Source organism: Streptomyces sp. SAS_270 (assembly GCF_052543295.1).
In genome coordinates, this window is the sequence record NZ_JBMNDS010000047.1 from 40,166 (window position 1) to 63,369 (window position 23,204).

Below are 23,204 nucleotides of genomic sequence, written 5' to 3' on the forward strand. Positions count from 1 at the left end.
CCCCTAAGCGTCCCAGAGCGCTCCCAGCGACATGAGATCGCCCTGGTACTCGATGCGGTCGGCCCATTCCGTGGGCCAGGCCTCCGAGCCGTGGTAGGCGCCGGCGAAGGCGCCCGCCAGGCAGGCGATGGAGTCGGAGTCGCCGGAGGTGCAGGCGGCCCGGCGCAGCGCGGTGAGGGGTTCGTCGACGAAGAGGAGGAAGCACAGCAGGCCGGTGGCGAGCGCCTCCTCGGCGATCCAGCCCTCGCCGGTGGCCAGGCACGGGTCGGTCTCGGGCGAGACCGTGCGCACGGCGTGCCGGACCCGGTCCAGAGCCTCCAGGCACTCGTCCCAGCCGCGGGCGATGAAGTGCTCCGGCGTGGGGTCCTCACTGCGGGACCACAGGTCGCCGAGCCAGCGGGAGTGGTAGCGCTGGCGGTTCTCGTAGGCGTACGACCGCAGTTGTCCGATCAGGCCCATCGGTTCGGCGCCCTGTGCGAGGAGCCGGATCGCGTGCGCGGTGAGGTCGGAGGCGGCGAGCGCCGTGGGGTGCCCGTGGGTGAGTGCGGCCTGCAACTGGGCGGCGCCGGCGCGCTGTTCGTCGCTCAGTCCCCGCACGAGCCCGACGGGGGCGACGCGCATGTTGGCGCCGCAGCCCTTGGAGTTGATCTGGCTGGCCTCCTGCCAGGGGCGGCCTTCGGTCTTGAGGAGGTTGCAGGCGACCAGGCAGGTGCGGCCGGGCGCACGGTTGTTGTCGGGCGACTGGTACCAGTCCACGAACTCCTCGCGCACCGGCCGCTCCATCCGCAGCGGCCCGAGCAGCCCGCGGTCCGTGGCCGTGCGCAGCCCCCGTGCGAGCGCGAGCGTCATCTGCGTGTCGTCGGTGACGTACGCGGGCCTGGGCAGCTCCATCGTGCGCCAGGGCCCGCACTTGGCGAGGATGGACGGCACGTCGTTGAACTCGGTCGGGAAGCCGAGTGCGTCACCGAGGGCCAGGCCGAGCAGTGTTCCGGTGGCGGCGCGCTTGGCGAGCGTCGTGGTGGTCATGAGGGCCGTCCTTCCGAAGTGGGGCGCAGCAGGGGCGGGTGCAGAGCGGTGGCACCGCCGGCGCGGTACAGCGCGGCCGGCTTTCCGCGGCCGCCGGTCAGCCGCGCGGCGCCCGGGATCGGTTCGACGAAGCCGGGTGTGGTGAGGACCTTGCGCCGGAAGTTGGGGCGGTCCAGCGCGGTGCCCCACACGGTCTCGTAGACCTGCTGCAGCTCGCCGAGGGTGAACTCGGGCGGGCAGAAGGACGTGGCGAGACAGGTGTACTCGAGCTTGGCGCCGACGCGTTCGTGGGCGTCGGCCAGGATGCGGTCGTGGTCGAAGGCGAGCGGACCGAGGGCGTTGAAGCGCAGCCACTGGGCCTGGGCCGCGTCGCCGCCGCCGTGCGGCTCGGGAGGGTCCGGGAGCAGGGCGGCGAAGGCGACGGAGACGATCCGCATCCGGGGGTCGCGGTCTGGTTCGCTGTAGGTCCTCAGCTGTTCCAGGTGGAGCCCGGAGATGTCCGACAGGCCGGTCTCCTCGGCGAGTTCGCGCAGGGCGGCGGTCTCCGCGGACTCGTCCGGCTTCACGAAGCCGCCGGGCAGCGCCCAGCGGCCCATGTACGGCTCCTGGCCGCGTTCGACGAGCAGCACCTGGAGCACGCCCGCGCGGACGGTCAGGACGGCCAGGTCGACAGTGACGGCAAAGGGCTCGAAGGCGTACTTGTCGTAGCCGGCGGGCGCCTGGCCGCCGGGCGCGCGATCCTGCTGCGTCAGCACGCCCACCCCCCTTAATGGTCAGTGTGACCAATAGTCATTCCGACTATAAAGAGGGCGGGCGTGCTCGCACAAGCCTCGTAGGGGCTCAACTTCCGGTGGTTGAAAGGATTTTTCGCTAAGCCGTCCCGCCCGGGCGGGACGGCGCGAGCGCCGCCACCGCGGCCCCCGCCGCGGCAGCCCCCGCCGAGACCCACAGCGCGGGCCCGCACCCGTCGGCGAAGGCGGCGGGCGAGGCATAGCCGCCGTAGTGGGCGAACACGGCTGCCGCGACGGCGATGCCGAAGACCCCGCCCAGCTCGCGCAGTGCCATGTTGACGCCGGCCGCGACGCCCGCGTCGGCCACCGGCACGGACATGGTCACGGCGTTCGCGGCGGTGGGGAAGACCATGGAGATGCCGACCCCGGAGATGATCAGCGGCACGACCAGGTCTCCGTAGCCGACCCCCGGTTCGACCTGCCAGGCCATCAGCGCGTAGGCGACCGCCTGGAGCGCCAGCCCCGCCAGCATGAAGGGCCGGTTCCCGAACCGGTCCGCCAGCGCGCCCGCGACCGGCGCGACCAGAAGCGGCATCCCGGTCCACACGAGGATGCGTACGCCTGCCTCCAGCGGCGACTGCCCGAGCCCGAGCTGGAAGAGCTGCGTGATCATGAAGAGCGCGCCCAGCAGCGAGAACAGCTGCAGGAAGATCGCTCCGTTCGCGGTGGAGAAGCCGCGCACCCGGAAGTAGCCGAGCGGCAGCATCGGATACCGGGCCGCGGACCGCTCCCAGCCGAGGAAGGCGGCCACGAACACGATCCCGGCCGCCAGCGCGCCGATCACCTCGGCGCTCCCCCACCCGGCCTCGGGGGCCCGCACCGGCGCCCAGGCCAGCCCGGTCAGCGCCACCGCCGCCAACAGCAGTCCGACGACGTCGAGTTGGGGCCGCGGACCGTGGCTCTCACGCAGCTTCAGCGCCGACAGCGGAAGCATGGCGATCCCGAGGGGGACGTTCAGCCAGAAGATCCACTGCCACGACAGGCCTTCGGTGACGGCCCCGCCGAGCACCGGCCCGGCGGCCACCCCGACCCCGGTCACCCCGCCCCACAGCCCGATGGCGACGCCCCGCTTCTCGGCCGGGAACGCGTCGCTGATCAGCGTCAGCGTGAGCGGCAGCAGGACCGCCGCTCCGGCGCCCTGCACCATGCGCGCGGCGATCAGCTGACCCGGCCCGCCCGAGAGCGCCGACGCCGCCGAGGCGAGGGTGAAGACGGCGAGCCCGAGGACGTACATCCGCCGCCGTCCGAACCGGTCGCCGAGCGCGGCGCCCGTCAGGGTGAGGCAGGCGAAGACGAGGTTGTACGCGTTGATCGTCCATTCCAGATCGGACAGGCTCGCCCCGAAGTCGGCCCGCAGCGCGGGCAGCGCCGTGGAGACGACCACCACGTCCAGGGAGCACAACAACGCGCCGAGCCCGGCCAGTACGACGGTCCACGCGCGTCGTGGCGGCGCCTGCTGTTCGGCGGGCCCGCGGACCGGGACGGTCACAGTGTCAGCCATGACGGAACCTTTCGTGAGAACACGGAAACTTAAGGAGGTTCCGTGACATCACGGGCTCCCTCACGAAAGGCAGACCAGCCCCGCCCCGGAAAGGAATCGCGGCGGACCCGGCCGACGCCCGAGGAAGGCGACGAGCCGGTCGCCGGGGCAGGAGCGGGGCTGCACGCCGACCGGTTCGGCGAAGCGCACTCCCCGGTCCTCGTCCGCGACGACGCACCGCGCGACGGGGAACAGGTCGGCGGCGAGCGCCGGCGGCAGCGGGCGCGGCCGCCCGCACGCCTGGGCCACGTCCCACCCGTGCACGGCGATCTCGACGGCGCCCACGGCGGCCAGCACGTCCAGTTCCAGCGACTGTCCACCGACATCCACCGGGGCGTCGGCACACGGCACCTCCCCCGCCGCGACCGCCCACGCGCCCAGCAGCGCGCCCGCACGCTCCCGGAACGCGCACACCGGATCGGCCGCCTCCCGCCCGGGGCACAGTCCGACGCTTCCGCCTGCGACCCCCTCGTACAGCGCGTCCACCGAGTCGTCGAGGTGCCGCAGCAGCTCCCCGAGGTCCCACTGCGCGCACGGGGTGGCCCGCCCGAGGCTGCCGGGCACCACGGTGGCGACGCTTCCGAGCGCGTACGCGAGCGAACGCTCCAGCAGCTCCCCGGAGTTCACGCCCACACCTGCGGCATGCGGAAGTGCTCGAAGAGCTCCGGGTCGTCGAGGAAGGCGGTGATCCGGGCGATGTTCCGCCCGCCGGGGGCGAGCGTGAGCACCTGCACGAAGTAGGCCCGGTAGACGCCGTCCGCGCCTCGTTCGTACGTCGCCAGGGCGGGCTGCCCGTTGGCCCGGGTTGGCACCATCCGCAGGCGTCCCGGCCCGCCGACCCGGGCGGCCAGGAAGCGGATGACGTCCTTCTTGCCGCTGAACCACTCCAAGTAGGGCGGCATCTCCAGTTCGGCGCCGTCCTGGAGCAGGTCGAGCAGGGCGTCCATGTCGGCGTGCTCGAAGGCCGCCGCATAGCGGTCGATCAGCTCGCGGTCCCCCGCGACGTCGGGCTCGGTCACCAGGTCCTCGTCGGGAGCGACCTCGTCGAGGCGGGCACGCGCGCGTTGGAGGCTGCTTTTGACGGCGGCCGTCGAGGTCCCGAGCAGCGCGGCGACCTCGGGGGCCCGCCAGGCCAGCACGTCCCGCAGGATGAGCACGGCCCGCTGGCGGGCAGGGAGGTGCTGCAGCGCGGCGACCAGCGCGAGCCGCAGGCTGCCGCGCGCCGCCACGACGGTCGCCGGGTCGACGAGCGCGTCGGGCAGCGGCTGCAGCCACGGCACGTCGCTCGCAGGGGCCCTCAGAGGCTCCTCAGGCGTGTCTGAGGGCCCTGCGAGCCCGGAGGGCAGCGGACGGCGCATCCGGCCCTCCAGAGCCGTCAGACACGTATTCGTGGCGATCCGGTGCAGCCAGGTGCGCAGCGAGGCACGGCCCTCGTATCCGCCGTAGGACCGCCAGGCCCGCAGATACGTCTCCTGCACCAGGTCCTCCGCGTCGTCCACCGAGCCGAGCATCCGGTAGCAGTGGGCAAGGAGCTCCCGTCGGTACGTCTCCGTCAGCCGTACGAACTCGTCGCGGTCCGTCGTCGCGGTCATGGCCGCTCCCTTCGTCACCGGTACAGACCGGCGGGGCGGCGAAAACGAATCGGCCGGTCCCGGAGAAAATCCGGAACCGGCCGACGCGCGCGCGCTGGGACTGTGAGAGTCGGGGCGCAGGGTCGGACTACAGGTCGACTTCCTGCATCAGCATGCCGACCTCGGTGTTGGACAGGCGGCGCAGCCAGCCCGACTTCTGGTCTCCCAGGGTGATCGGGCCGAAGGAGACACGCACCAGCTTGTCGACCGGGAAGCCGGCCTCGGCGAGCATGCGGCGCACGATGTGCTTGCGGCCCTCGTGCAGGGTCACCTCTACGAGGTAGTTCTTGCCGGTCTGCTCGACGACGCGGAAGTGGTCCGCCTTCGCGTACCCGTCCTCCAGCTGGATGCCGTCCTTGAGCTGCTTGCCCAGGTCGCGCGGGATCGGGCCCACGATGTGCGCGAGGTAGACCTTCTTCACGCCGTACTTGGGGTGGGTCAGGCGGTGCGCCAGCTCGCCGTGGTTGGTGAGCAGGATCACACCCTCGGTCTCGGTGTCGAGCCGGCCCACGTGGAAGAGCCGCGTCTCGCGGTTCGTCACGTAGTCACCGAGGCACTGCCGGCCCTCGGTGTCCTCCATGGTCGAGACGACACCGGCGGGCTTGTTCAGCGAGAAGAACTGGTACGACTGCGTGGCCACGGTCAGCCCGTCGACCCTGATCTCGTCGTTCTCCGGGTCGACGCGCATGCCCTGCTCCAGGACGATCTCGCCGTTGACCTCGACGCGCGCCTGCTCGATCAGCTCCTCGCAGGAACGCCGCGAGCCGTAGCCCGCGCGTGCGAGCACCTTCTGCAGGCGCTCACCCTCCTGCTCGGCGCCCGGGAACGTCTTGGGCGGCTTGATGTCCGCCTTGCCCGCGTACCGGTCGCGGTTGCGCTCCTCGGTCCGCGCCTCCAGCTCGCGGGAACGGGCCGGAGCCGTACGTCCGCCGCGCTGCTGCCCCTGCTTGGGGCCGCCCTTGGCGCCGCCGCGGGCCGCGTTGCCGCGCCCCGACTTCGGGCCCTCGTGGGTGGCGCCGGGGCCCACGTCGTAACGACGCTCCTCGGGACGGGGCTTTCCGGCGCGCTTCGGCCTGTCGTCGCGCCCTCCACCGGCCGCCGGCCGGCCGCCCTGCTTGTCGTCGCGGTCGTTCCCGGCACCGCGGTAGTTACCGCGGCCACCGCTGCTCCCGCCGCGGCCGCCGCTGTTGCCACCACGGCTCCCGCCGTTGTTTCCGCTGCTGTTCCTGCCGCTACTGCTTCGCATCAAAGTTCCGTCTAGTCGTCTGCGTCGTCTTCACCCGGCGCGTCAGGAGCGTCCGGGTCGAACGACGGAACACCTTCCTGTGTCTCGGCCTCGATCGCATCCGCCTCGGGAAGGAAGGGCGCGAGCTCCGGGAGTTCGTCCAGACCGCGCAGGCCCATCCGCTCCAGAAAGTAGTTCGTCGTCCTGTACAGGATCGCACCTGTTTCGGGTTCCGCGCCCGCCTCCTCGACCAGACCGCGCTGCAGGAGGGTGCGCATCACGCCGTCGCAGTTCACTCCGCGGACCGCCGAGACCCTGCTGCGGCTGACCGGCTGGCGGTAGGCGACGACCGCGAGGGTCTCCAGGGCCGCCTGGGTGAGCCGGGCCTGCTGGCCGTCGAGAACGAAGCGTTCCACGGCCGCCGCGTACTCGGGGCGGGTGTAGAAGCGCCAGCCGCCGGCGATGAGCCGCAGTTCGAAGCCGCGCCCCTGGACCGTGTACTCGTCGGCCAGCTCCCGCAGCGCGTCCGCGACCTGGCGCCGCGGCCGCTCCACGATCTTCGCGAGGTGCTCCTCGGTCGCGGGCTCGTCCACGACCATGAGGACGGCCTCCAGGGCGGGCTTGAGGTCGAGGTCGGCGACGGTGCGCGGGCCCGCCGGTGCCTCACTGATCTGCTCGCTCACGCCTTCTTCTCCTCCTTGGCGTCCTCTAAGGGCCGGTCGAACTCGTCCGTCACCCTCGGCTGGTCCCCGCCTTCCCCACCGGTCCAGCGGACGATCAGGTCCCCGAGGGCGTCCTCCTGGTCCAGCGTGACCGCCTTCTCGCGGTACAGCTCCAGCAGGGCGAGGAAGCGGGCCACGACGGTGAGGGTGTCGTCGGTGTCCTCGACGAGCGTCCGGAAGCTGGCCTCCCCCAGCTCCCGCAGCCGCGCCACGACGATCCCGGCCTGTTCCTGCACGCTCACCAGCGGCGCGTGGATGTGATCGACGTACACCTGCGGCTTGGCCCTCGGCTGCATGGCCTTCACGGCGAGCTTGGCGAACCCCTCCGCCCCGATGCTGATCACGACCTCGGGCAGCAGCTCGGCGTGATGGGCCTCCAGGCCCACGGTCCGGGGGTAGCGGCGGGCCTCCTCGTCGAGGCGGGCGTTGAAGATGTCGGCGATCCGCTTGTACGCCCGGTACTGCAGCAGCCGCGCGAACAGCAGGTCCCGGGCCTCCAGCAGCGCCAGATCCGCCTCGTCCTCCACCTCGGCGGTGGGCAGCAGCCGCGCCGCCTTGAGGTCCAGCAGCGTGGCGGCGACGACCAGGAACTCCGTCGTCTGGTCGAGGTCCCAGTCCGGCCCCATCGCCCGGATGTGCGCCATGAACTCGTCGGTCACCTTGGAGAGGGCGACCTCGGTGACGTCGAGCTTGTGCTTGGAGATCAGCTGGAGGAGCAGATCGAAGGGCCCCTCGAAGTTCGAGAGGCGAACCTTGAAGACACCGTCGCCGGCGGCAGGCGAGGAGTCGTCCTCGACGGGAGACTCGCTCGCCCCGGGGGACTCGCTCTCCGCCACCGGCGGGATGGGCGGCATGGGATCCGCGGGCGGCGGTTCGGACTCCACCACAGGCGGTTCGGACTCCACCACAGGCGGCTCGGGCTCCACCACAGGCGGTCCAGGTTCCACCACAGGCGGCTCGGGCGCGCCCCCCTCGGGCGGGGGAACCGCCCCGGGCCCCCGCCCCAGCGCACGCCTACGGCCGGCGGAGCCGGGAGCGGGGGTGGGGACGTCGTTCGAGGTCATGGCGGTCGCAGGCTATCGCCTAACGGCCGCGCAGCCGCCGTACGAGAATGCTCGCGTCGCCGCGGGATTCCAGGTCCGCGAGCACCACGGCGACCGCCTCGCGGACGATCCGCCCGCGGTCGACGGCGAGCCCGTGCTCGCCCCGGAGCACCAGACGGGCGTGCTCCAGGTCCATGAGCTCCTCGGCGGACACGTACACCGTGATCTTCTCGTCGTGCCGCTCCCGCCCGCTGGGGCGGCGGTTGGCGGCGCGCTGGCGCTTGCTGCTGCGCGACTCGGCCGCGGCAGAACCTTCCTGCGGTCCCTGACGTCGCCCGGAGCGCTCCGCCGCCGCGGCCCGGCTGCGGGATTCCCCCGCGTCGGACTCGGCGTCGGTGGCGACATGTTCGTCGCCCTCGCCGTCACCGCCCTGGACGGGCACCGACTGCGGTGCGTCGTCACCGGCGGCGGCCGCGTCGCTCTCCCCCGCCGGACCCGGCACCCGGGCCTCGCCGTTGGCCCGGCGAGAGGGGCTGGACGCCTGCAGCGCCATTCCCCCGGTGGTACGGAACAGTTCGTCGGCCCCCGGCAGACTCACTCGGCGTGACACCGGGCGAGCACCTCCCTGGCGAGCTGGCGATAGGCGGCGGCACCAACGGAGTTGGAGGCGTACGTGGTGATCGGTTCACCGGCGACGGTGGTCTCCGGGAAGCGGACGGTCCGGCCGATCACCGTGTGGTAGACGTGATCGTCGAACGCCTCGACCACGCGCGCGAGCACCTCACGGCTGTGCACCGTGCGGGAGTCGTACATCGTGGCGAGGATGCCGTCGAGCTCCAGCTCGGGGTTCAGCCGCTCCTGGACCTTCTCGATGGTCTCGGTGAGCAGCGCGACACCACGCAGCGCGAAGAACTCGCACTCCAACGGCACTATCACCTTGTGGGCGGCCGTCAGGGCGTTGACGGTGAGCAGACCGAGCGAGGGCTGACAGTCGATCACGATGTAGTCGTAGTCGGCCATCAGGGGCTTGAGCGCACGCTGGAGCGTGGACTCGCGCGCGACCTCGGAGACGAGCTGCACCTCGGCGGCGGACAGGTCGATGTTGCTGGGCAGCAGGTCCATGTTCGGGACCGCCGTCTTCAGGAGCACCTCGTCGGCCGCCATGCCCCGCTCCATGAGCAGGTTGTAGACGGTGAGGTCGAGCTCCATCGGGTTGACGCCGAGGCCCACGGACAGCGCGCCCTGCGGGTCGAAGTCGACGAGCAGCACCCGGCGTCCGTACTCCGCGAGCGCGGCACCCAGGTTGATGGTCGACGTGGTCTTGCCCACGCCGCCCTTCTGGTTGCACATCGCGATGATCTTCGCGGGTCCGTGATCGGTCAGCGGGCCCGGAATCGGGAAGTACGGCAGCGGGCGCCCGGTGGGACCGACGCGCTCGCGGCGCTGGCGGGCAGCGTCGGGCGCGAGCGTGGCCGCGTACTCGGGATCGGGCTCGTACTCGGCGTCGGGGTCGTAGAAGTGCCCTTCGGGCAGTTCGTCGTAGTCGGCGAAGTGGGTGTGGTTCTCGCCACTTCCGTTGCCGGCCATGGCGTTCACGTGATGGCCATCCATGCTCTGGTGTGCTGTCCGAGTCTTCTGCGGACTTTGACGGGCGGCGAAGGTACGCACAGCGACGGAGCCGACAGCCTCGAGCCCGACCGGGCCCTGGCCCCGCGCAGGCATTCCTGGTTGACCACCCCCGGGAGTAAATGTCGACTCATTCACAAGTCGTCTTACCTCCTTGGTGACCAGGAAACTTCTAGATAGGTCAGCGTGGCACCATGCCGACGGTTGGCGACTCTATGGCGTGTCACCGGTCCGCAGCAACACAATCCGCCGGACCCGGCCCGATGTGTCGGCAACCGAACACCCCTCTGTCAAGGGCGTAAGGCCGTCGCACAGCAGGTTTCACCGGTGTGCGAATCGGTTAAAGAGTTACGTTCGCGGCAAGTTGATCGAGTGTCGCAAAGTGACCCGACACACATCCGGCCGGACCTTGTCTGGCAAGGTCCGGCCGGGTGCGCGGTGTTGACGACCTGTGTTGACGTATCGCCTTTTGTCGGCCGCGAGTCGACCGGGCGGCAGTCATGAGTCAGCCGGTAAGTCGACTCCTGGCGCCCTCGGCGGGCTCAGCCGAGCAAAGTCTCCAACTCGACGTGCTCCAGGCCGTGCGCCTCGGCGACCTCGCGGTAAACGACCTTGCCGTCATGGGTGTTGAGCCCCTTGGCGAGCGCGGCGTCGCGGCGCAGCGCCTCGACCCAGCCCCGGTCGGCGAGCTCCACGATGTACGGCAGCGTGGCGTTGGTCAGCGCGTACGTCGAGGTGTTGGGCACGGCGCCGGGCATGTTGGCGACGCAGTAGAAGACCGAGTTGTGGACCGGGAAGGTCGGCTCGGCGTGCGTGGTGGGGCGCGAGTCCTCGAAGCAGCCGCCCTGGTCGATCGCGATGTCGACAAGAACACTTCCCGGCTTCATCCGCGACACGAGCTCGTTGGTGACGAGCTTCGGGGCCTTGGCGCCCGGGATGAGCACCGCGCCGATGACGAGGTCGGCGTCCAGAACGGCCTTCTCGAGCTCGAAGGCGTTGGACATGATCGCCCGGACCTTGGTGCCGAAGACCTTGTCCGCCTCGCGCAGCTTGTTGATGTCGCGGTCGAGCAGCGTGATGTGGAAGCCCATGCCGACGGCGATCTGCGTGGCGTTCCAGCCGGAGACGCCGCCGCCGATGACGACGGCCCGCGCGGGCTGCGTGCCGGGGACGCCGCCGGGGAGCACACCGCGGCCGCCGACCGAGCGCATCAGGTGGTAGGCGCCGACCTGCGGGGCCAGCCGGCCCGCGACCTCGGACATCGGGGCGAGCAGGGGCAGGGCGCGGCTGGGGAGCTCGACGGTCTCGTACGCGATCGCCGTGGTGCCGGACTCGATGAGCGCGTCGGTGCACTCCTTGGAGGCGGCCAGGTGCAGGTAGGTGAAGAGCGTCTGGTCCTTGCGGAGACGGTGGTACTCCTCGGCGATGGGCTCCTTGACCTTCAGCAGCAGGTCGGCGGTGGCCCACACCTCGTCCGCGGTCGCGAGGATCCGGGCACCGGCGGAGACGTACTCCTCGTCCGGGATCGACGAGCCCGCACCGGCGCCCTGCTCGATGACGACCTGGTGGCCGTGGCGCACGAGCTCGTGCACACCGGCGGGGGTGATGGCCACCCGGAACTCGTTGTTCTTGACCTCGCGGGGGATGCCGACCTTCACGTGGATCACGGTCCTTGGCTCAGAGGGTTCTGGGGCTGCGGTTGCCAGGCCCATGCGAGCCGGGGCAATGCATGTCATATCCGGATGCACAGGGGCGCACCGGGAGACACCACGAAAGAACGCGGCAGAGCCAGTCTAATGAAGGGTTTCTCTCTGTCTAGCCTTTCAATGCATCAATCTTCTGCGGATGCACTACGGATTTCGTAGGCGTTAGCGCCTTGTTCCCTGGCTGTCGCGCTCTGTGGGAGCTCATCTCCCAGCATGCGCTCGGCCGCCCCTCGGTGCAGTCGGGCGGCGGCGGAGTCGCCGAGCCGGTCCAGCGTGTCGGCCATCCGCAGCTGCAGCGCGGCCTGCAGACGGACCTCCTCGGCGCGACGCGCCCACTCGACCGCCTCCTGGCAGGTGCGCAGCGACTCCTCGGGACGGCCCGCGTACTCCTGCACCCGCGCCATCTCGCTCAACGCCCTTGCCTGGGCGCCCACATCGCCGTTCTTGCGGTGCCCGGCGAGCGCGGCGCGCCAGTTCCGCAGCGCCTCGCCGTAGCGGCCCGCGTAGGTGTGCGCGGTGGCGATACGGCCGTACAGCCGGGCGGCGTCCACCCGCTCGTCGCGGGCGAGGCGCTGGGCGAGCGCCCTGCCGTACCAGTCGGCGGCCCGGTCCCAGTCCTCCAGCTCCTGGTGGGCGCCGCCTACGGATTCCATCGCGCGGCCGGTCGCGTACGGGTCGTTCGCCTCGCGTCCGGCGTCCAGGGCCGCCCGGTAGCGGGCCAGCGCGTCGGTCGTGCGGCCGGTCTGCGCGTCCAGGTCGCCGAGGTTCAGCAGGGCCGCGGCCTGCTCCCGGGGCAGCTCGCGGCGCTCGGCGACATCGAGGACGAGCCGGTGGATGCCGTACAGCTCGGGCGCCGCCGCCCGCGTACCGAAGTGCGCGACCATCGCCCGCACCAGCGCCGCCATCAGGCGCCGGGCGAGGGTGTCCAGCTCCCCGTCGGCGACCGCGAGCCGGGCGGAGGCGAGCAGGGCGGGCTGCCGGATGCGCAGCCAGTCCTCGGCGGCCCGGGGGCTGGGGAAGCGCAGGGCACGGGGCATCCCGGCGAGCTTCTCGCGGGCGGGCGAGCTGTCGGTCTCGGTGATGGCGCGACAGGACACCAGCAGCCGTACGGTCCGCTCCAGCATGCGGGCGCGGGCCAGCTGCAGCTCGGCCGGGCGGTCGTGGGTCTCGGTGAGGGCGCCCAGCAGCGGGAGCAGGCAGCCCGGCACCTCGTACTGCGGCAGCGGCGAGTCGACGGCCCGGACGAGGCCGAGCGCCACGAAGTCGTCCAGGGTGGTGCGGGCCGCGTTGACCGAACAGCCGGCGAGCGCCGAGGCGGTGTGCGGGTCCACGAGGCCGGCGGGGGCGAGGGAGAGCAGTCGCAGTATCCGCGCGGCGGCACTGGGCAGCAGGGCGTAGGAGAGCCGGAAGGCCCGGGCCAGTACCGTGCCCTCCTCGCCCTCGGTGCGCAGATGCTTGGCGAGGTCGGCGACGGCTGCCTGGGGCCGGGCGGCCAGCCAGCGCCCGGCGAGCTCCAGGGCCGCGGGCTGGCCGGCGCACTCCTCGACCAGGTCCTCGGCGGCACGCGGGTCGACGGTGATGCGCACCGAGCCGGTGTGCCGGGTGAGCAGCTCCAGGGCGGACTTGGTGTCCAGCCCGCCCAGGGTGCAGGGCCGCACGTCCGCGATGCCGGTCAGCGGCCCCCCGGAGACGGCGACGACCAGGCACTCGGGCCGGTCCGGCAGCAGCGCGTCGACCTGCTCGGCGTCCGCGGCGTCGTCGAGCAGCAGGACGGCTCGGCGGGTGGCGAGGGCCTCGCGCAGCGTATGGGCGAGGTCGTCGGCCGAGGCTCCGGCGGGGGCGGGCAGCTCCAGCGCGGTGAGCAGGTCGCGGGCGGTGCGCTCGGGGGGCACCGGCGTGCCGTCGGGCTCGGTGAGCCGGGCGCGCAGCACTCCGTCGGAGTAACTCTCGGCGACCTGCCGTACGAGTTCCTCGGCGAGCGCGGTGCGGCCGGAACCGGGCTTGCCCGCGATGAGCAGCACCCGGGCGCGGGGCGCCTTGCGGCCGGAGAGGGTGTCGAGGCCGGCACGCTCGATGTCGGCCCTGAGTTCCCTCAACTCTCTTGTACGGCCGAGGAACTGACTCTCCGTGGGAGCGGACCGGGCAGCCGGGCGCTGCCCCTGTGACGACACTTTCGTGCCGTCGTTGGCCACCGCCTGATCCGTCACGGGCCACACTCCCGTCCCACTGCGCGCGCAAGCCCGCCGGGACTCCGGACGGGGCGTTTTCAGAGCCTAGTTCACGCTCTGCGACGATCCGTGTGGAGCGCGGCGGACACATCCCCCGATCGGATCAGCCGATCGTAGGACCGGAGGTGTCGTGGGCGCGGTGCGGAGGGGTCAGGCCTCGAAGGGTCGGGCGGGCCACGGCGCCTCGGCGGGGCGCAGCGCGTCGAGTCCCTCGCCGTTCCTGGCCGCGACCAGCGACAGGACGCCGACGACCAGACAGTTGTTGTGCAGGTCTCCGGCCAGGACACCACGGACGAGTTCGTCGACGGAGACCCGGGCGAGTTCCATGTCGGCCTCCTCGTCCTCGACCTCGAAGCGCTGCCCGTCGGCCTCGGACAGGTCGCGGGCGAGGAAGATGCGGACGGCCTCGTCGCAGCCGCCGGGGGTCGTGTAGACGTCGGTCAGCACACGCCAGTCCTCGGCCTTGATGTGCGCCTCTTCGTACAGTTCGCGCTGGGCCGCGTGCAGCGGGTTCTCGCCGGGGATGTCGAGCAGGCCGGCGGGGATCTCCCAGAGCTTGTGGCGCACGGGGTGCCGGTACTGGCGCAGCACCACGACGCGCTCCTCGTCGTCGAGGGCGAGGACGGCCACGGAGCCGGGGTGGACCTGGTAGTCGCGGTGGACGACCGAGCCGTCGGGCATGACCACGTCGTCGGTGCGCACGGAGGTCTTGTTCCCGACGAAGGGGGTCGAGGTCGCCTTGACCTCCCACTCCTCGGCGATGTCGTTGATCGTCATGCCCTGTCCTCCCACACGTACCGCACACGTACACAAAAGCAGCTGACAAAAAAGAATCCGGCGAAAAAGCAAGCCGGAAAGGGAAAGCCGGGACGCGCACCTCGTGAAGGACGCGCACCCCGGCCACCGTACAACCCTTGTGTCACTTGCCCGTCTTGCGCTCCACAGCGGCCTTGACCAGGCCCGCGAAGAGCGGGTGCGGGCGGGTGGGACGCGAGCGCAGCTCGGGGTGCGCCTGGGTCGCCACCAGGTAAGGGTGCACCTCGCGCGGGTACTCGACGTACTCCACGAGCTTGCCGTCCGGGGAAGTGCCGGAGAACTGCAGACCGGCCTGCTTCTCCAGTTCGGCACGGTAGGCGTTGTTCACCTCGTAGCGGTGACGGTGGCGCTCCTCGACGTACTCCTTGCCGTCGTACACCTCGCGCACGATGGAGCCCTCGGCGAGCTTGGCCGGGTACATGCCCAGACGCATCGTGCCGCCCATGTCGCCCTCGCCCGCCACGATGTCGAGCTGCTCGGCCATGGTGGAGATGACCGGGTGGCCGGTGGCGGAGTCGAACTCGGTGGAGTTGGCGTCCGGGATGTCGGCCAGGTTGCGCGCGGCCTCGATCACGATGCACTGCAGACCCAGGCAGAGACCCAGCAGCGGGATCTTGTTCTCGCGGGCGTACTGGATGGCGCCGACCTTGCCGGAGACACCGCGGTCGCCGAAGCCGCCGGGGATGCAGATCGCGTCGACGTCACCGAGCTGCCCCGCGGCGCCCGCCGGGGTCTTGCAGTCGTCCGAGGTGACCCACTTGATCTTCACGCGGGCCTTGTTGGCGAAGCCGCCGGCGCGCAGTGCCTCGGTGACCGAGAGGTAGGCGTCGGGCAGGTCGATGTACTTGCCGACCAGCGCCAGGTTGATCTCGTGCAGCGGGTTGTGGACGCGGTCGAGCAGGTCGTCCCAGGTCGTCCAGTCCACGTCGCGGAACGGCAGGTCCAGCTTGCGGACGACGTACGCGTCGAGGCCCTCGGTGTGCAGGACCTTCGGGATGTCGTAGATCGACTTGGCGTCGATGGCCGCGACCACGGCCGCCTCGTCGACGTCGCACATCAGCGAGATCTTGCGCTTGATGGCGGTCGGCACCTCGCGGTCGGCGCGCAGGACGATCGCGTCGGGCTGGATACCGATGTTCCGCAGCGCCGCAACCGAGTGCTGGGTGGGCTTCGTCTTCAGCTCCCCGGACGGACCGATGTACGGCAGGAGCGAGATGTGCACCACGAAGACGTTGTCGCGACCGACCTCGTGACGGACCTGGCGGACGGTCTCCAGGAACGGCAGCGACTCGATGTCGCCGACCGTGCCACCGACCTCGGTGATCACGACGTCGACGTCGTCCGTCGCCATACGGCGGATGCGGTGCTTGATCTCGTTGGTGATGTGCGGGATGACCTGGACGGTGTCGCCCAGGTACTCGCCGCGCCGCTCCTTGGCGATGACCGTCGAGTACACCTGTCCTGTAGTGACATTGGCGGAGCCGTCCAAGTCAACGTCGAGGAAGCGCTCGTAGTGTCCGATGTCCAGGTCGGTCTCGGCACCATCGTTGGTGACGAACACCTCTCCGTGCTGGAACGGGTTCATCGTGCCCGGGTCGACATTCAAATACGGGTCGAGCTTCTGCATCGTGACCCGCAGACCCCGCGCCTTGAGCAGCGCGCCCAGGCTGGAGGCGGTCAGGCCCTTGCCGAGGGAGGAGGCGACACCCCCGGTGACGAAGATGTGCTTGGTCGTCGTGGCTGTGCTGTTTCGGAAAGCAGCGGGCGGCATGGCCAAGAGGGGGCTCCCGTGGTCGCGGTATGGGGTGCGTGCCGGCGTCCCACCGGGAAGATTCCGGGGGCGCCGTCGCTGCGGTTCGGGGGTTTCTTGCCCACCGGTCCACGGGCTACCAGGGTATCAGCGACAGGAGGAGACCGCTTCCGGCCACGCTCTGCACACAGGTCGACACGGACCCCGCACGGCACTCACCCGATCGGCTCATCCGGGTTGCCGGGAGCGGCACGCGGATCATCCACGTGCGTCGTATCCTGCTCGGACACTCGCTGCCGAGCCCGGCCGGCACACGGCACCATCCCCGCCCGTATCCCGGAACCACGAGAGCTCGTCAGTTCGTTGCGCAACGACAATCACACCGCTCATCGCACCGACAATTGACGTTTCGCACCGACGCTTCAACACCGTTCCCTTGACCGCAGAGCGACCGCCCCTCGGGGGGCGACGTGGCCGTTCGACTGGAGATGCACGTGGCCGGGCGCATCGAGGACTACGCACTTATCGGAGACATGCAGACAGCAGCACTGGTCTGCCGGGACGGCACAGTCGACTGGCTGTGCCTGCCCCGCTTCGACTCGCATGCCATTTTCGCGGGCCTCCTCGGCACCGACGAGCATGGTTTCTGGCGCCTCGGCCCGGCGCACGCCGCCGACGCGGAGCCGCCGAGAGCCTCCCGCCGCACTTATCGCGGCGACTCGCTGATCCTCGAATCCGAGTGGGACACCCCGCGCGGCACGGTCCGCGTGACCGATTTCATGCCCCCGCGCGACGGCGCGCCGCAGCTGATCCGGATCGTGGAGGGCGTCACGGGCCGGGTGCCTATGCGCTCGGCGCTGCGGATGCGCTTCTCGTACGGGCGTGTGGTGCCCTGGGTGCACAAGCACGAGGGGCGCACGGTCGCCGTCGCCGGGCCCGACTCGGTGTGGTTCGACACGGCCTGCGAGACCTACGGCAAGGCGCTGACCACGTACGCCGACTTCACGGTGGCGCCGGGCGACCGGATCGCGTTCACCATCTCCTGGGAGCCCTCGCACAAGCAGCCGCCGCCGCTGCCCGAGCCCGAGCAGTCGCTCGAGGCCACCGAGGACTTCTGGCGCGAGTGGGTGGAGCAGTGCACGTATCACGGCCCCTACCGTGAGGCCGTGGTCCGCTCCCTGATCACGCTGAAGGCCCTGACGTACGCGCCGACCGGCGGCATCGTCGCCGCGCCGACCACCTCCCTCCCGGAGGAGATCGGCGGCGTCCGCAACTGGGACTACCGCTACACATGGCTGCGCGACGCCGCCATCACCCTCTCCTCGCTGCTGCGCACCGGCTACCGCGACGAGGCCCGCGCCTGGCGCGAGTGGCTGCTGCGCGCGGTCGCCGGCGACCCGGAGAACCTGCAGATCATGTACGGCATCGCGGGCGAACGGGAGTTGGGCGAGGCGGAGCTCGACTGGCTTCCCGGGTACGAGAATTCGGGCCCGGTGCGCGTCGGCAACGGCGCGGCGCACCAGCTCCAGCTGGACGTGTACGGCGAGGTCACCGAGGCGCTGCACCTGGCGCACATGACGGGCCTGGCCCGCAACGACTACGCCTCGCTGCTCCAGTTGAAGCTGATCCGCTACCTGGAGGACCACTGGGACGAGCCGGACGAGGGCATCTGGGAGGTGCGCGGTCCGCGCCGCCACTTCGTGCACTCCAAGGTGATGGCCTGGGTCGCCGTCGACCGCACGATCAAGCTCATCGAGTCCGGCGACGCGGACGGCCCGATCGAGAAGTGGCGCGAGCTGCGCGACGACATCCACCGGGACGTGTGCGAGAAGGGCTACGACAAGGAGCGCAACACGTTCACGCAGTCGTACGGCTCCAGGGAGCTGGACGCGTCGCTGCTGCTCATCCCGCAGATGGGCTTCCTGCCGCCGGACGACAAGCGCGTGATCGGCACGATCGAGGCGATCCAACGCGAGCTGTCCACGGAGGACGGCTTCATCCTGCGCTACCCCACCTCCGGTGAGGACGCGGGCGTGGACGGCCTGGAGGGCGACGAGGGTGCGTTCCTCGCCTGCTCGTTCTGGATGGCGGACGACCTCGCGATGATCGGCCGCGTGGACGAGGCCCGCAAGCTCTTCGAGAAGCTGCTGGCCCTGCGCAACGATCTGGGCCTGCTCGCCGAGGAGTGGGACTCGCGCCTGCAGCGCCAGGTCGGGAACTTCCCGCAGGCCTTCAGTCACGTCCCGTTGATCGACACGGCACTGCGGCTGACCGCCTCGGGCGCGTACGGCGGCTGAACAGGCCGAATCCGCCGCACCTGCTTAGGCTGAGAGGGTCCCCTCTGTGAGAAAGGGGGCGGCTTCCATGGCTTCCCTCTCCAAGGCGGGTGCGGCACTTGCCGCGCTCCGCGCGGATCTGGACGGAGAGGTCCTCGCTCCCGGAGATCCTGGTTACGACGACGCCAGGGTCGTCTTCAACGCGATGATCGACCGGCGCCCCGCCGTGATCGCACAGTGCGCGAACGAGGCGGACGTCATCCGCGGCGTGCGCTTCGCGCGGGAGCTGGACCTGCCGATCGCGGTGCGCGGCGGCGGCCACAGTGTGGCGGGCATGGCGCTCAACGACGGCGGTCTGGTGATCGACCTACGCCGGATGCACGACGTGACGGTGGACCCCGGGGCACGGTCGGCCCGTATCGCGGGTGGCGCCACCATGAGCGATCTCGACCGTGCCACCCAGCCGCACGCCCTCGCGACCACCGGCGGTCGCGCCTCCACGACCGGCGTCGGCGGCTTCGTCCTCGGCGGCGGCACCGGCTGGCTGGACCGGGCCTTCGGCCTTGCCGTCGACAATCTGCTCGGCGTCGAACTGGTCACCGCGGACGGCACGACGGTCCGGGCGAGCCAGGAGGAGAACCCCGAGCTGTTCTGGGCCCTGCACGGCGGCGGCGGGAACTTCGGCATCGCCACCGCGCTCGTCCTCGGCCTCCACGAGCTGCCCGAGTTCTCGATCTGCATGATGATGTGCCTGCCGGAACACGGCCCGGAGGTGACCCGCACCTACCGCGAGATCATCGCGGCCGGCCCGCCCGAGGCCAGCGGCGGCGTCATCTACCTGACCGGCCCGCCCGAGCCGTTCATCCCTGAGCACCTGGTGGGGCAGCGGCTGTGCGGCGCCCTGCTGACGTACGCGGGCGCCGAGGAGGACCTGCGCAAGCTCGCCCAGCCACTGCTGGCGCTGCCGCACGAGGTCGAGATGCTCACCGCCGTGCCCTACGCGGACTTCCAGACCATGTTCGACGACCCGCCGAACATGCGGAACCACTGGTCCGCGGAGTACCTGACGGGAGCCCCCGACGAACTGCTGGACGTCTTCTGCGCCCTCGGCGAGCGCCTGCCCGTGCCCACGGGAACCCAGCATGTGCTGTTCCCGCAGGGCGGCGCGATCGCGTCGGGGCCCGCCGAGTTCCCGGTGCCGTACCGGGACGCGCCCTGGGCCGTGCACCCCTTCGGCATCTGGGAGGACCCGGCCGACGACGAACGCTGTGTCCAGTGGGTCAAGGACGTGCGCGCCGAGGTCCAGCCGTGGAGCACCGGCGCGGTCTACCTCAACTTCATCGGCAACGAGGGCAGGGACCGGGTGGTGGCCGGCCTCGGCGCCGAGAACACCCGGCGTCTGGCCGCGGTGAAAGCGGAGTACGACCCGGACAACGTCTTCCGCTTCAACCACAACATCGCTCCGGCATAGAGGGTGCCTCCGGCCCCGTGATCGTTCCCGTGACCCGCTCGGAGATGTCACCAGGACGTGTCCCCGGGTAGCGTCCGCTGCATGGACAGCCGTACCGATCCCCGTCTCGACACCCAGGGCGCGCAGGCCGCCGGCGCGGGCGCCGGAATCACCGTGCAGCGGGCCCTGGAGCTGCCCGGTCTGCGCAGCGGGCTGCCGGAGATCCTCGCGGGCGCCGACCGGCTGCAGCGCACGGTGCGCTGGGTGCACGCGGGCGAGGTCCCCAACATCGCCTCCCTGCTCAAGGGTGGCGAACTGCTGCTGACCACGGGCTACGGCCTCGGCACCCGCCCCGCCGACCAGCGCGTCTTCGTGCGCACACTCGCCGAACGCGGCATCGCGGCGCTCGTCGTCGAACTCGGCCCGCGCTTCACCCGGCTGCCCGCCGCCCTCGTGGAGACCGCCAGGGCGGCCGGCCTCCCGCTGGTCCAGCTGCACCGCGAGGTGCCCTTCGTGACGGTCACGGAGGAGATCCACACAGAGATCGTCAACGGCCACTACGCGCTGCTCCAGCAGGCGGAGGAGGTCCACCGGCGTTGCACCGAGGCCCTCCTCGGCGGAGGCGGCGTACCCCAGGTGCTCGGCATCCTGGCGGACTTCAGCGGCAACCCGGTGTTCCTGGAGACGGCGGACGGACAGCTCCTGTACGCCGCGGGAGCCGGGCCCGCGGGCGCCGATCCGCTCCAGGTGTGGGAGGGTCTGCGCGGCCAGCACAAGGAGGAGCCGCCCGCGGGGACGGCGATCGTGGACGTGCCCGGCGGCGGCCCCGGCACCGGGTCGGTCCGCGCCCGGCTGGTCCTGCTGCCCGTCAGCGCCCCGCTCGCCCCCGTCCACCGCATCGCGGCGGAGCGGGCCGCGGGCATCCTGGCCGTCGTCCTGATGCAGGCCCGCCAGGAGGAGGAGCTCGCGGCACGCGGACGCGGCGACTTCCTGACCGACCTCGCCGAGGGCCGCATCGCGGCGGAGGATGCGCCCGCGCAGGCCCGCGTGCTCGGCTTCAAGCCCGGCAACAGCCCCCTCCTGCCGGTCGTGATGCGGCTCGCCGACGGCCTTGCCCCGGGCGGCGGTTGGGCCGTCCTGGCACGGGCGGTCGCGGAGGAGCTGGCATCGGTGGGGGTGCCGGTACTGCTGGGCGTACGTCCGGTCGAGGGCCGTGTCCCACTGCTGCTGGGCTTGCGCTCGGAGTCCGAACGCTCGGCGGTCGCGGACCGCGTCGCGGGGGCGCTGCGGGCGGGTGTGGAACGGGCGGGTATGCAACGGCCCGGCGCACAGCCCCCCGTGGTGGTCGTCGGGGTCGCGGGCGGCTGGGCGGCTGCCTCGGCCGGCCTGCGGCACGCGGCGGAGACGGCGACGGCGGCGCAGGGCCTCTCGGACCGCCCCTGGTACGACGCCCGCCGCCTCGACATCGACCTGCTGCTGTGGCGGCTGCGCGACCACCAGGACCTGGCGGCGTTCGTGGACCGGGCGATCGGCCCCCTGCGCGACCACGACCACCGCTCCAAGCCGCCGCTGCTGCCCACCCTGGAGACGTACTTGGCGCACGCGGGTCGCAAGGCGGAGACGGCCCGTGAACTGCACCTCAACCGCCAGACGCTCTACAACCGCCTGGCCCGCATCGGGGAGTTGCTGGGCACTGACCTCGACGACCCGCAGACGGTCCTGGCGTTGAGCCTGGCCCTGCGGGCGCGCCGGCACGTGCCGTAACGGCGTGAGGACCCGGCCGCGTCAGCCCAGCGGTCTCGGCTGGGTCAACTCGTCGTACACGCTGAGCACTTGGGCGACGGTCTCGTCCTCGGTGGGCCAGGTGGCGGCCTGCTGAGCGCCCCGCTCCTTCAGCCACTCCCGGCGCGCGGGATCGTCGAGAAGGCGTACGACAGCTTCGGCGAGCGCCCCCGCGTCGCCGTACGGCACGAGTTCGGCCGCGTCACCGACCAGTTCGGGGATGCCGCCGACCTGGGTCGCGACCAGCGGCACGCGCGCGTGGAGGGCCTCCTGGGCGAGGACCGACCGGGACTCCCAACTGCTGGGCAGCAGCGCGAGGTCGGCGGCGGCGAGCAGCTCGGTGATGTCGTCGCGCCGCCCGACCAGCCGGACCGGCAGCTCCTCGTCCTCGACACGCCGCTGCAGCACCGTACGCAGCGGCCCCTCTCCGGCGATCACGAGCAATGGCGCCGGGTCGAGGCCCCGCCACGCCCGCGCAGCGTCCAGCAGTGTCTCGTAGCCGCGGTGGCGGTCCAGGGAGCCGACCGCCATGAGCAACGGGCGGCCGGTGGCGCCGAGTTCGGCTCGCGCCTTGTGCCGCAGCCGGTCGGGGTCCTCGTACTCGTCGGTCCCTCGTGGGGAGGGAAAGGTGACGGCGGCGAGCCGGGCGTCCCGCGCTCCCCTGCTGCGGGCCCGGTCCACCAGGTCGGACGAGGTCCCGAGCACGACGGCGGCCGCCCTGGCGACGCGCCGCTCCAGCATCCGCAGCAGATGTGCGCGGGCGCCCTCGGCGTACGCGCGGGTGTGCCAGGTGACGACGAGCGGGGTGTGCCGCCGCCCGCTCAGCGCGAGCGCGGCCCGCAGCGCGGCGTGCAGACCGTGCGCGTGCACGAGGTCGGCCTCCGCGCAGGCCGCCCGCAGTACGGCCACCGAAGCCGGATCACTGCTGCGCGGCACATGTACGTGCTCGGCGCCGACGCCGGTGAAACCGTACGCACGGTCCGCCTCGGAGGGGGCGCACACGGTCACCCGCACGCCCCGGGCGACGAGCCCCGAGGCCAGCGACCGCACATGCGCGCTGCTGCCCGCGCTCCCGCCGCCGAGCACCTGCACGGTGCGCAGCGGCGACTGGCCCTGCGGTGAGTGGCTGCTCACGTGGCTCACGTGGCCGGGGCTCCTGGTTCGGCGTCGGACGGTCACGAAGAAAAGTACAGAAAGATCGCGCGATGGGGGTGTACCGCACGTGGTGCTCCGCGTACTGCGTCAAGGATGCCAGCACGCACGGGTGTTCCGGGACCACCGACGAACCCCACACACGCAAGAGCGGCGAACCTCACGAGCCCGGTCACTCACATGAGTGAGAAGTACGGTTGTTTCGAGCTGACTTGGGATGATTTGGCGCGTGTGCGGTGGGTCCGGAGGACTAGGAGCGTCGGGGGGCGCGGGGCGCTGGGGCTTCGGGATGGGGGCGGATGATGAGGTGGGAGCCGGCGGCGGGGAGGCTTGTTCGACGAGGGTTCGACGCGGGTCGGGTGAGCTGTCGTGCACGGCTTCGGTGCATTGTTCGGTGCGTTGAGGGGCCGGCCGAAGACGGGCCAAGGCCCCCGGCAGCA

Annotated in this window: 18 protein-coding genes; 3 read left to right on the top strand and 15 right to left on the bottom strand. The window is 71.5% G+C overall.

Features of this window, described 5'->3' with window-relative positions; translation table 11 throughout:
• Positions 1-3: 3 nt before the first annotated feature.
• The 14 genes from ACN6LB_RS27575 to ACN6LB_RS27640 all read right to left on the bottom strand — a co-directional run bounded on the left by ACN6LB_RS27575 (position 4) and on the right by ACN6LB_RS27640 (position 16,125).
• On the bottom strand, positions 4-1,026 hold the full coding sequence (locus ACN6LB_RS27575; protein WP_445028252.1) for an ADP-ribosylglycohydrolase family protein: 1,023 nt from the start codon (positions 1,024-1,026) through the stop codon (positions 4-6).
• The gene (locus tag ACN6LB_RS27580) at positions 1,023-1,781 is read right to left on the bottom strand and encodes an NUDIX hydrolase (RefSeq protein ID WP_445028253.1); all 759 of its coding nucleotides are present in this window, start codon (positions 1,779-1,781) and stop codon (positions 1,023-1,025) included. Before ACN6LB_RS27580 ends, ACN6LB_RS27575 begins: the two co-directional genes overlap by 4 nt.
• Before the next feature lie 115 nt (positions 1,782-1,896).
• Entirely contained in the window at positions 1,897-3,318 is a 1,422-nt protein-coding gene (locus ACN6LB_RS27585) for an MFS transporter (RefSeq protein ID WP_445028254.1), read from the bottom strand.
• Between the two features lie 60 nt (positions 3,319-3,378).
• Positions 3,379-3,984, bottom strand: coding sequence for a TIGR03086 family metal-binding protein (locus tag ACN6LB_RS27590; protein ID WP_445028255.1), 606 nt, complete (start codon positions 3,982-3,984; stop codon positions 3,379-3,381).
• A complete protein-coding gene (locus ACN6LB_RS27595) occupies positions 3,981-4,949 on the bottom strand; it encodes a sigma-70 family RNA polymerase sigma factor (protein ID WP_445028256.1) in 969 nt (322 codons plus the stop codon). The genes ACN6LB_RS27590 and ACN6LB_RS27595 overlap by 4 nt, the downstream gene beginning before the upstream one ends.
• A gap of 127 nt (positions 4,950-5,076) precedes the next feature.
• Positions 5,077-6,234, bottom strand: a complete 1,158-nt coding sequence (locus ACN6LB_RS27600) for a pseudouridine synthase (protein ID WP_356140779.1) — start codon at positions 6,232-6,234, stop codon at positions 5,077-5,079.
• 11 nt (positions 6,235-6,245) lie between these two features.
• Positions 6,246-6,896 (bottom strand): SMC-Scp complex subunit ScpB, encoded by a 651-nt coding sequence (scpB, locus tag ACN6LB_RS27605; RefSeq protein ID WP_445028257.1) that lies wholly within the window; start codon positions 6,894-6,896, stop codon positions 6,246-6,248.
• Complete coding sequence (locus tag ACN6LB_RS27610) at positions 6,893-7,999, bottom strand: segregation and condensation protein A (RefSeq protein ID WP_445028258.1); 1,107 nt, start codon at positions 7,997-7,999, stop codon at positions 6,893-6,895. The genes scpB and ACN6LB_RS27610 overlap by 4 nt, the downstream gene beginning before the upstream one ends.
• Before the next feature lie 19 nt (positions 8,000-8,018).
• Complete coding sequence (locus ACN6LB_RS27615) at positions 8,019-8,588, bottom strand: hypothetical protein (protein ID WP_445028259.1); 570 nt, start codon at positions 8,586-8,588, stop codon at positions 8,019-8,021.
• The gene (locus tag ACN6LB_RS27620; RefSeq protein WP_445028260.1) at positions 8,573-9,700 is read right to left on the bottom strand and encodes a ParA family protein; all 1,128 of its coding nucleotides are present in this window, start codon (positions 9,698-9,700) and stop codon (positions 8,573-8,575) included. The genes ACN6LB_RS27615 and ACN6LB_RS27620 overlap by 16 nt, the downstream gene beginning before the upstream one ends.
• 446 nt (positions 9,701-10,146) lie before the next feature.
• Positions 10,147-11,262, bottom strand: coding sequence for an alanine dehydrogenase (gene ald, locus ACN6LB_RS27625; protein ID WP_445028273.1), 1,116 nt, complete (start codon positions 11,260-11,262; stop codon positions 10,147-10,149).
• Between the two features lie 173 nt (positions 11,263-11,435).
• Positions 11,436-13,517 (bottom strand): tetratricopeptide repeat protein, encoded by a 2,082-nt coding sequence (locus ACN6LB_RS27630; RefSeq protein WP_445028261.1) that lies wholly within the window; start codon positions 13,515-13,517, stop codon positions 11,436-11,438.
• A 171-nt stretch (positions 13,518-13,688) separates the two neighbouring features.
• Positions 13,689-14,315, bottom strand: a complete 627-nt coding sequence (locus tag ACN6LB_RS27635; RefSeq protein ID WP_445028262.1) for an NUDIX domain-containing protein — start codon at positions 14,313-14,315, stop codon at positions 13,689-13,691.
• A gap of 142 nt (positions 14,316-14,457) precedes the next feature.
• Positions 14,458-16,125 (bottom strand): CTP synthase, encoded by a 1,668-nt coding sequence (locus ACN6LB_RS27640; protein WP_356140793.1) that lies wholly within the window; start codon positions 16,123-16,125, stop codon positions 14,458-14,460.
• Between the two features lie 473 nt (positions 16,126-16,598).
• Here ACN6LB_RS27640 and ACN6LB_RS27645 point away from each other — a divergent pair, with 473 nt between their 5' ends.
• The 3 genes from ACN6LB_RS27645 to ACN6LB_RS27655 all read left to right on the top strand — a co-directional run bounded on the left by ACN6LB_RS27645 (position 16,599) and on the right by ACN6LB_RS27655 (position 21,594).
• The gene (locus ACN6LB_RS27645) at positions 16,599-18,401 is read left to right on the top strand and encodes a glycoside hydrolase family 15 protein (protein WP_356140822.1); all 1,803 of its coding nucleotides are present in this window, start codon (positions 16,599-16,601) and stop codon (positions 18,399-18,401) included.
• 67 nt (positions 18,402-18,468) lie between these two features.
• Positions 18,469-19,851 carry an FAD-binding protein gene (locus ACN6LB_RS27650; RefSeq protein WP_445028263.1) on the top strand — a complete coding sequence of 461 codons (1,383 nt, stop codon included), beginning with the start codon at positions 18,469-18,471 and terminating at the stop codon, positions 19,849-19,851.
• A gap of 81 nt (positions 19,852-19,932) precedes the next feature.
• The gene (locus tag ACN6LB_RS27655; RefSeq protein WP_356140797.1) at positions 19,933-21,594 is read left to right on the top strand and encodes a PucR family transcriptional regulator; all 1,662 of its coding nucleotides are present in this window, start codon (positions 19,933-19,935) and stop codon (positions 21,592-21,594) included.
• A 21-nt stretch (positions 21,595-21,615) separates the two neighbouring features.
• On the opposite strand, the gene ACN6LB_RS27660 is transcribed toward ACN6LB_RS27655, so the two are convergent.
• The gene (locus ACN6LB_RS27660; RefSeq protein WP_445028264.1) at positions 21,616-22,755 is read right to left on the bottom strand and encodes a glycosyltransferase family 4 protein; all 1,140 of its coding nucleotides are present in this window, start codon (positions 22,753-22,755) and stop codon (positions 21,616-21,618) included.
• Between the last annotated feature and the right edge of the window lie 449 nt (positions 22,756-23,204).

What these genes read in the sequence shown, in the direction of transcription:
- ACN6LB_RS27575 (WP_445028252.1), bottom strand. Translation starts at nt 1,026, where the DNA reads ATGACCACCACGACGCTCGCCAAGCGCGCCGCCACCGGAACACTGCTC.
- ACN6LB_RS27585 (WP_445028254.1), bottom strand. Translation starts at nt 3,318, where the DNA reads ATGGCTGACACTGTGACCGTCCCGGTCCGCGGGCCCGCCGAACAGCAG.
- ACN6LB_RS27595 (WP_445028256.1), bottom strand. Translation starts at nt 4,949, where the DNA reads ATGACCGCGACGACGGACCGCGACGAGTTCGTACGGCTGACGGAGACG.
- ACN6LB_RS27600 (WP_356140779.1), bottom strand. Translation starts at nt 6,234, where the DNA reads ATGCGAAGCAGTAGCGGCAGGAACAGCAGCGGAAACAACGGCGGGAGC.
- ACN6LB_RS27610 (WP_445028258.1), bottom strand. Translation starts at nt 7,999, where the DNA reads ATGACCTCGAACGACGTCCCCACCCCCGCTCCCGGCTCCGCCGGCCGT.
- ACN6LB_RS27620 (WP_445028260.1), bottom strand. Translation starts at nt 9,700, where the DNA reads ATGCCTGCGCGGGGCCAGGGCCCGGTCGGGCTCGAGGCTGTCGGCTCC.
- ACN6LB_RS27635 (WP_445028262.1), bottom strand. Translation starts at nt 14,315, where the DNA reads ATGACGATCAACGACATCGCCGAGGAGTGGGAGGTCAAGGCGACCTCG.
- ACN6LB_RS27640 (WP_356140793.1), bottom strand. Translation starts at nt 16,125, where the DNA reads ATGCCGCCCGCTGCTTTCCGAAACAGCACAGCCACGACGACCAAGCAC.
- ACN6LB_RS27650 (WP_445028263.1), top strand. Translation starts at nt 18,469, where the DNA reads ATGGCTTCCCTCTCCAAGGCGGGTGCGGCACTTGCCGCGCTCCGCGCG.
- ACN6LB_RS27655 (WP_356140797.1), top strand. Translation starts at nt 19,933, where the DNA reads ATGGACAGCCGTACCGATCCCCGTCTCGACACCCAGGGCGCGCAGGCC.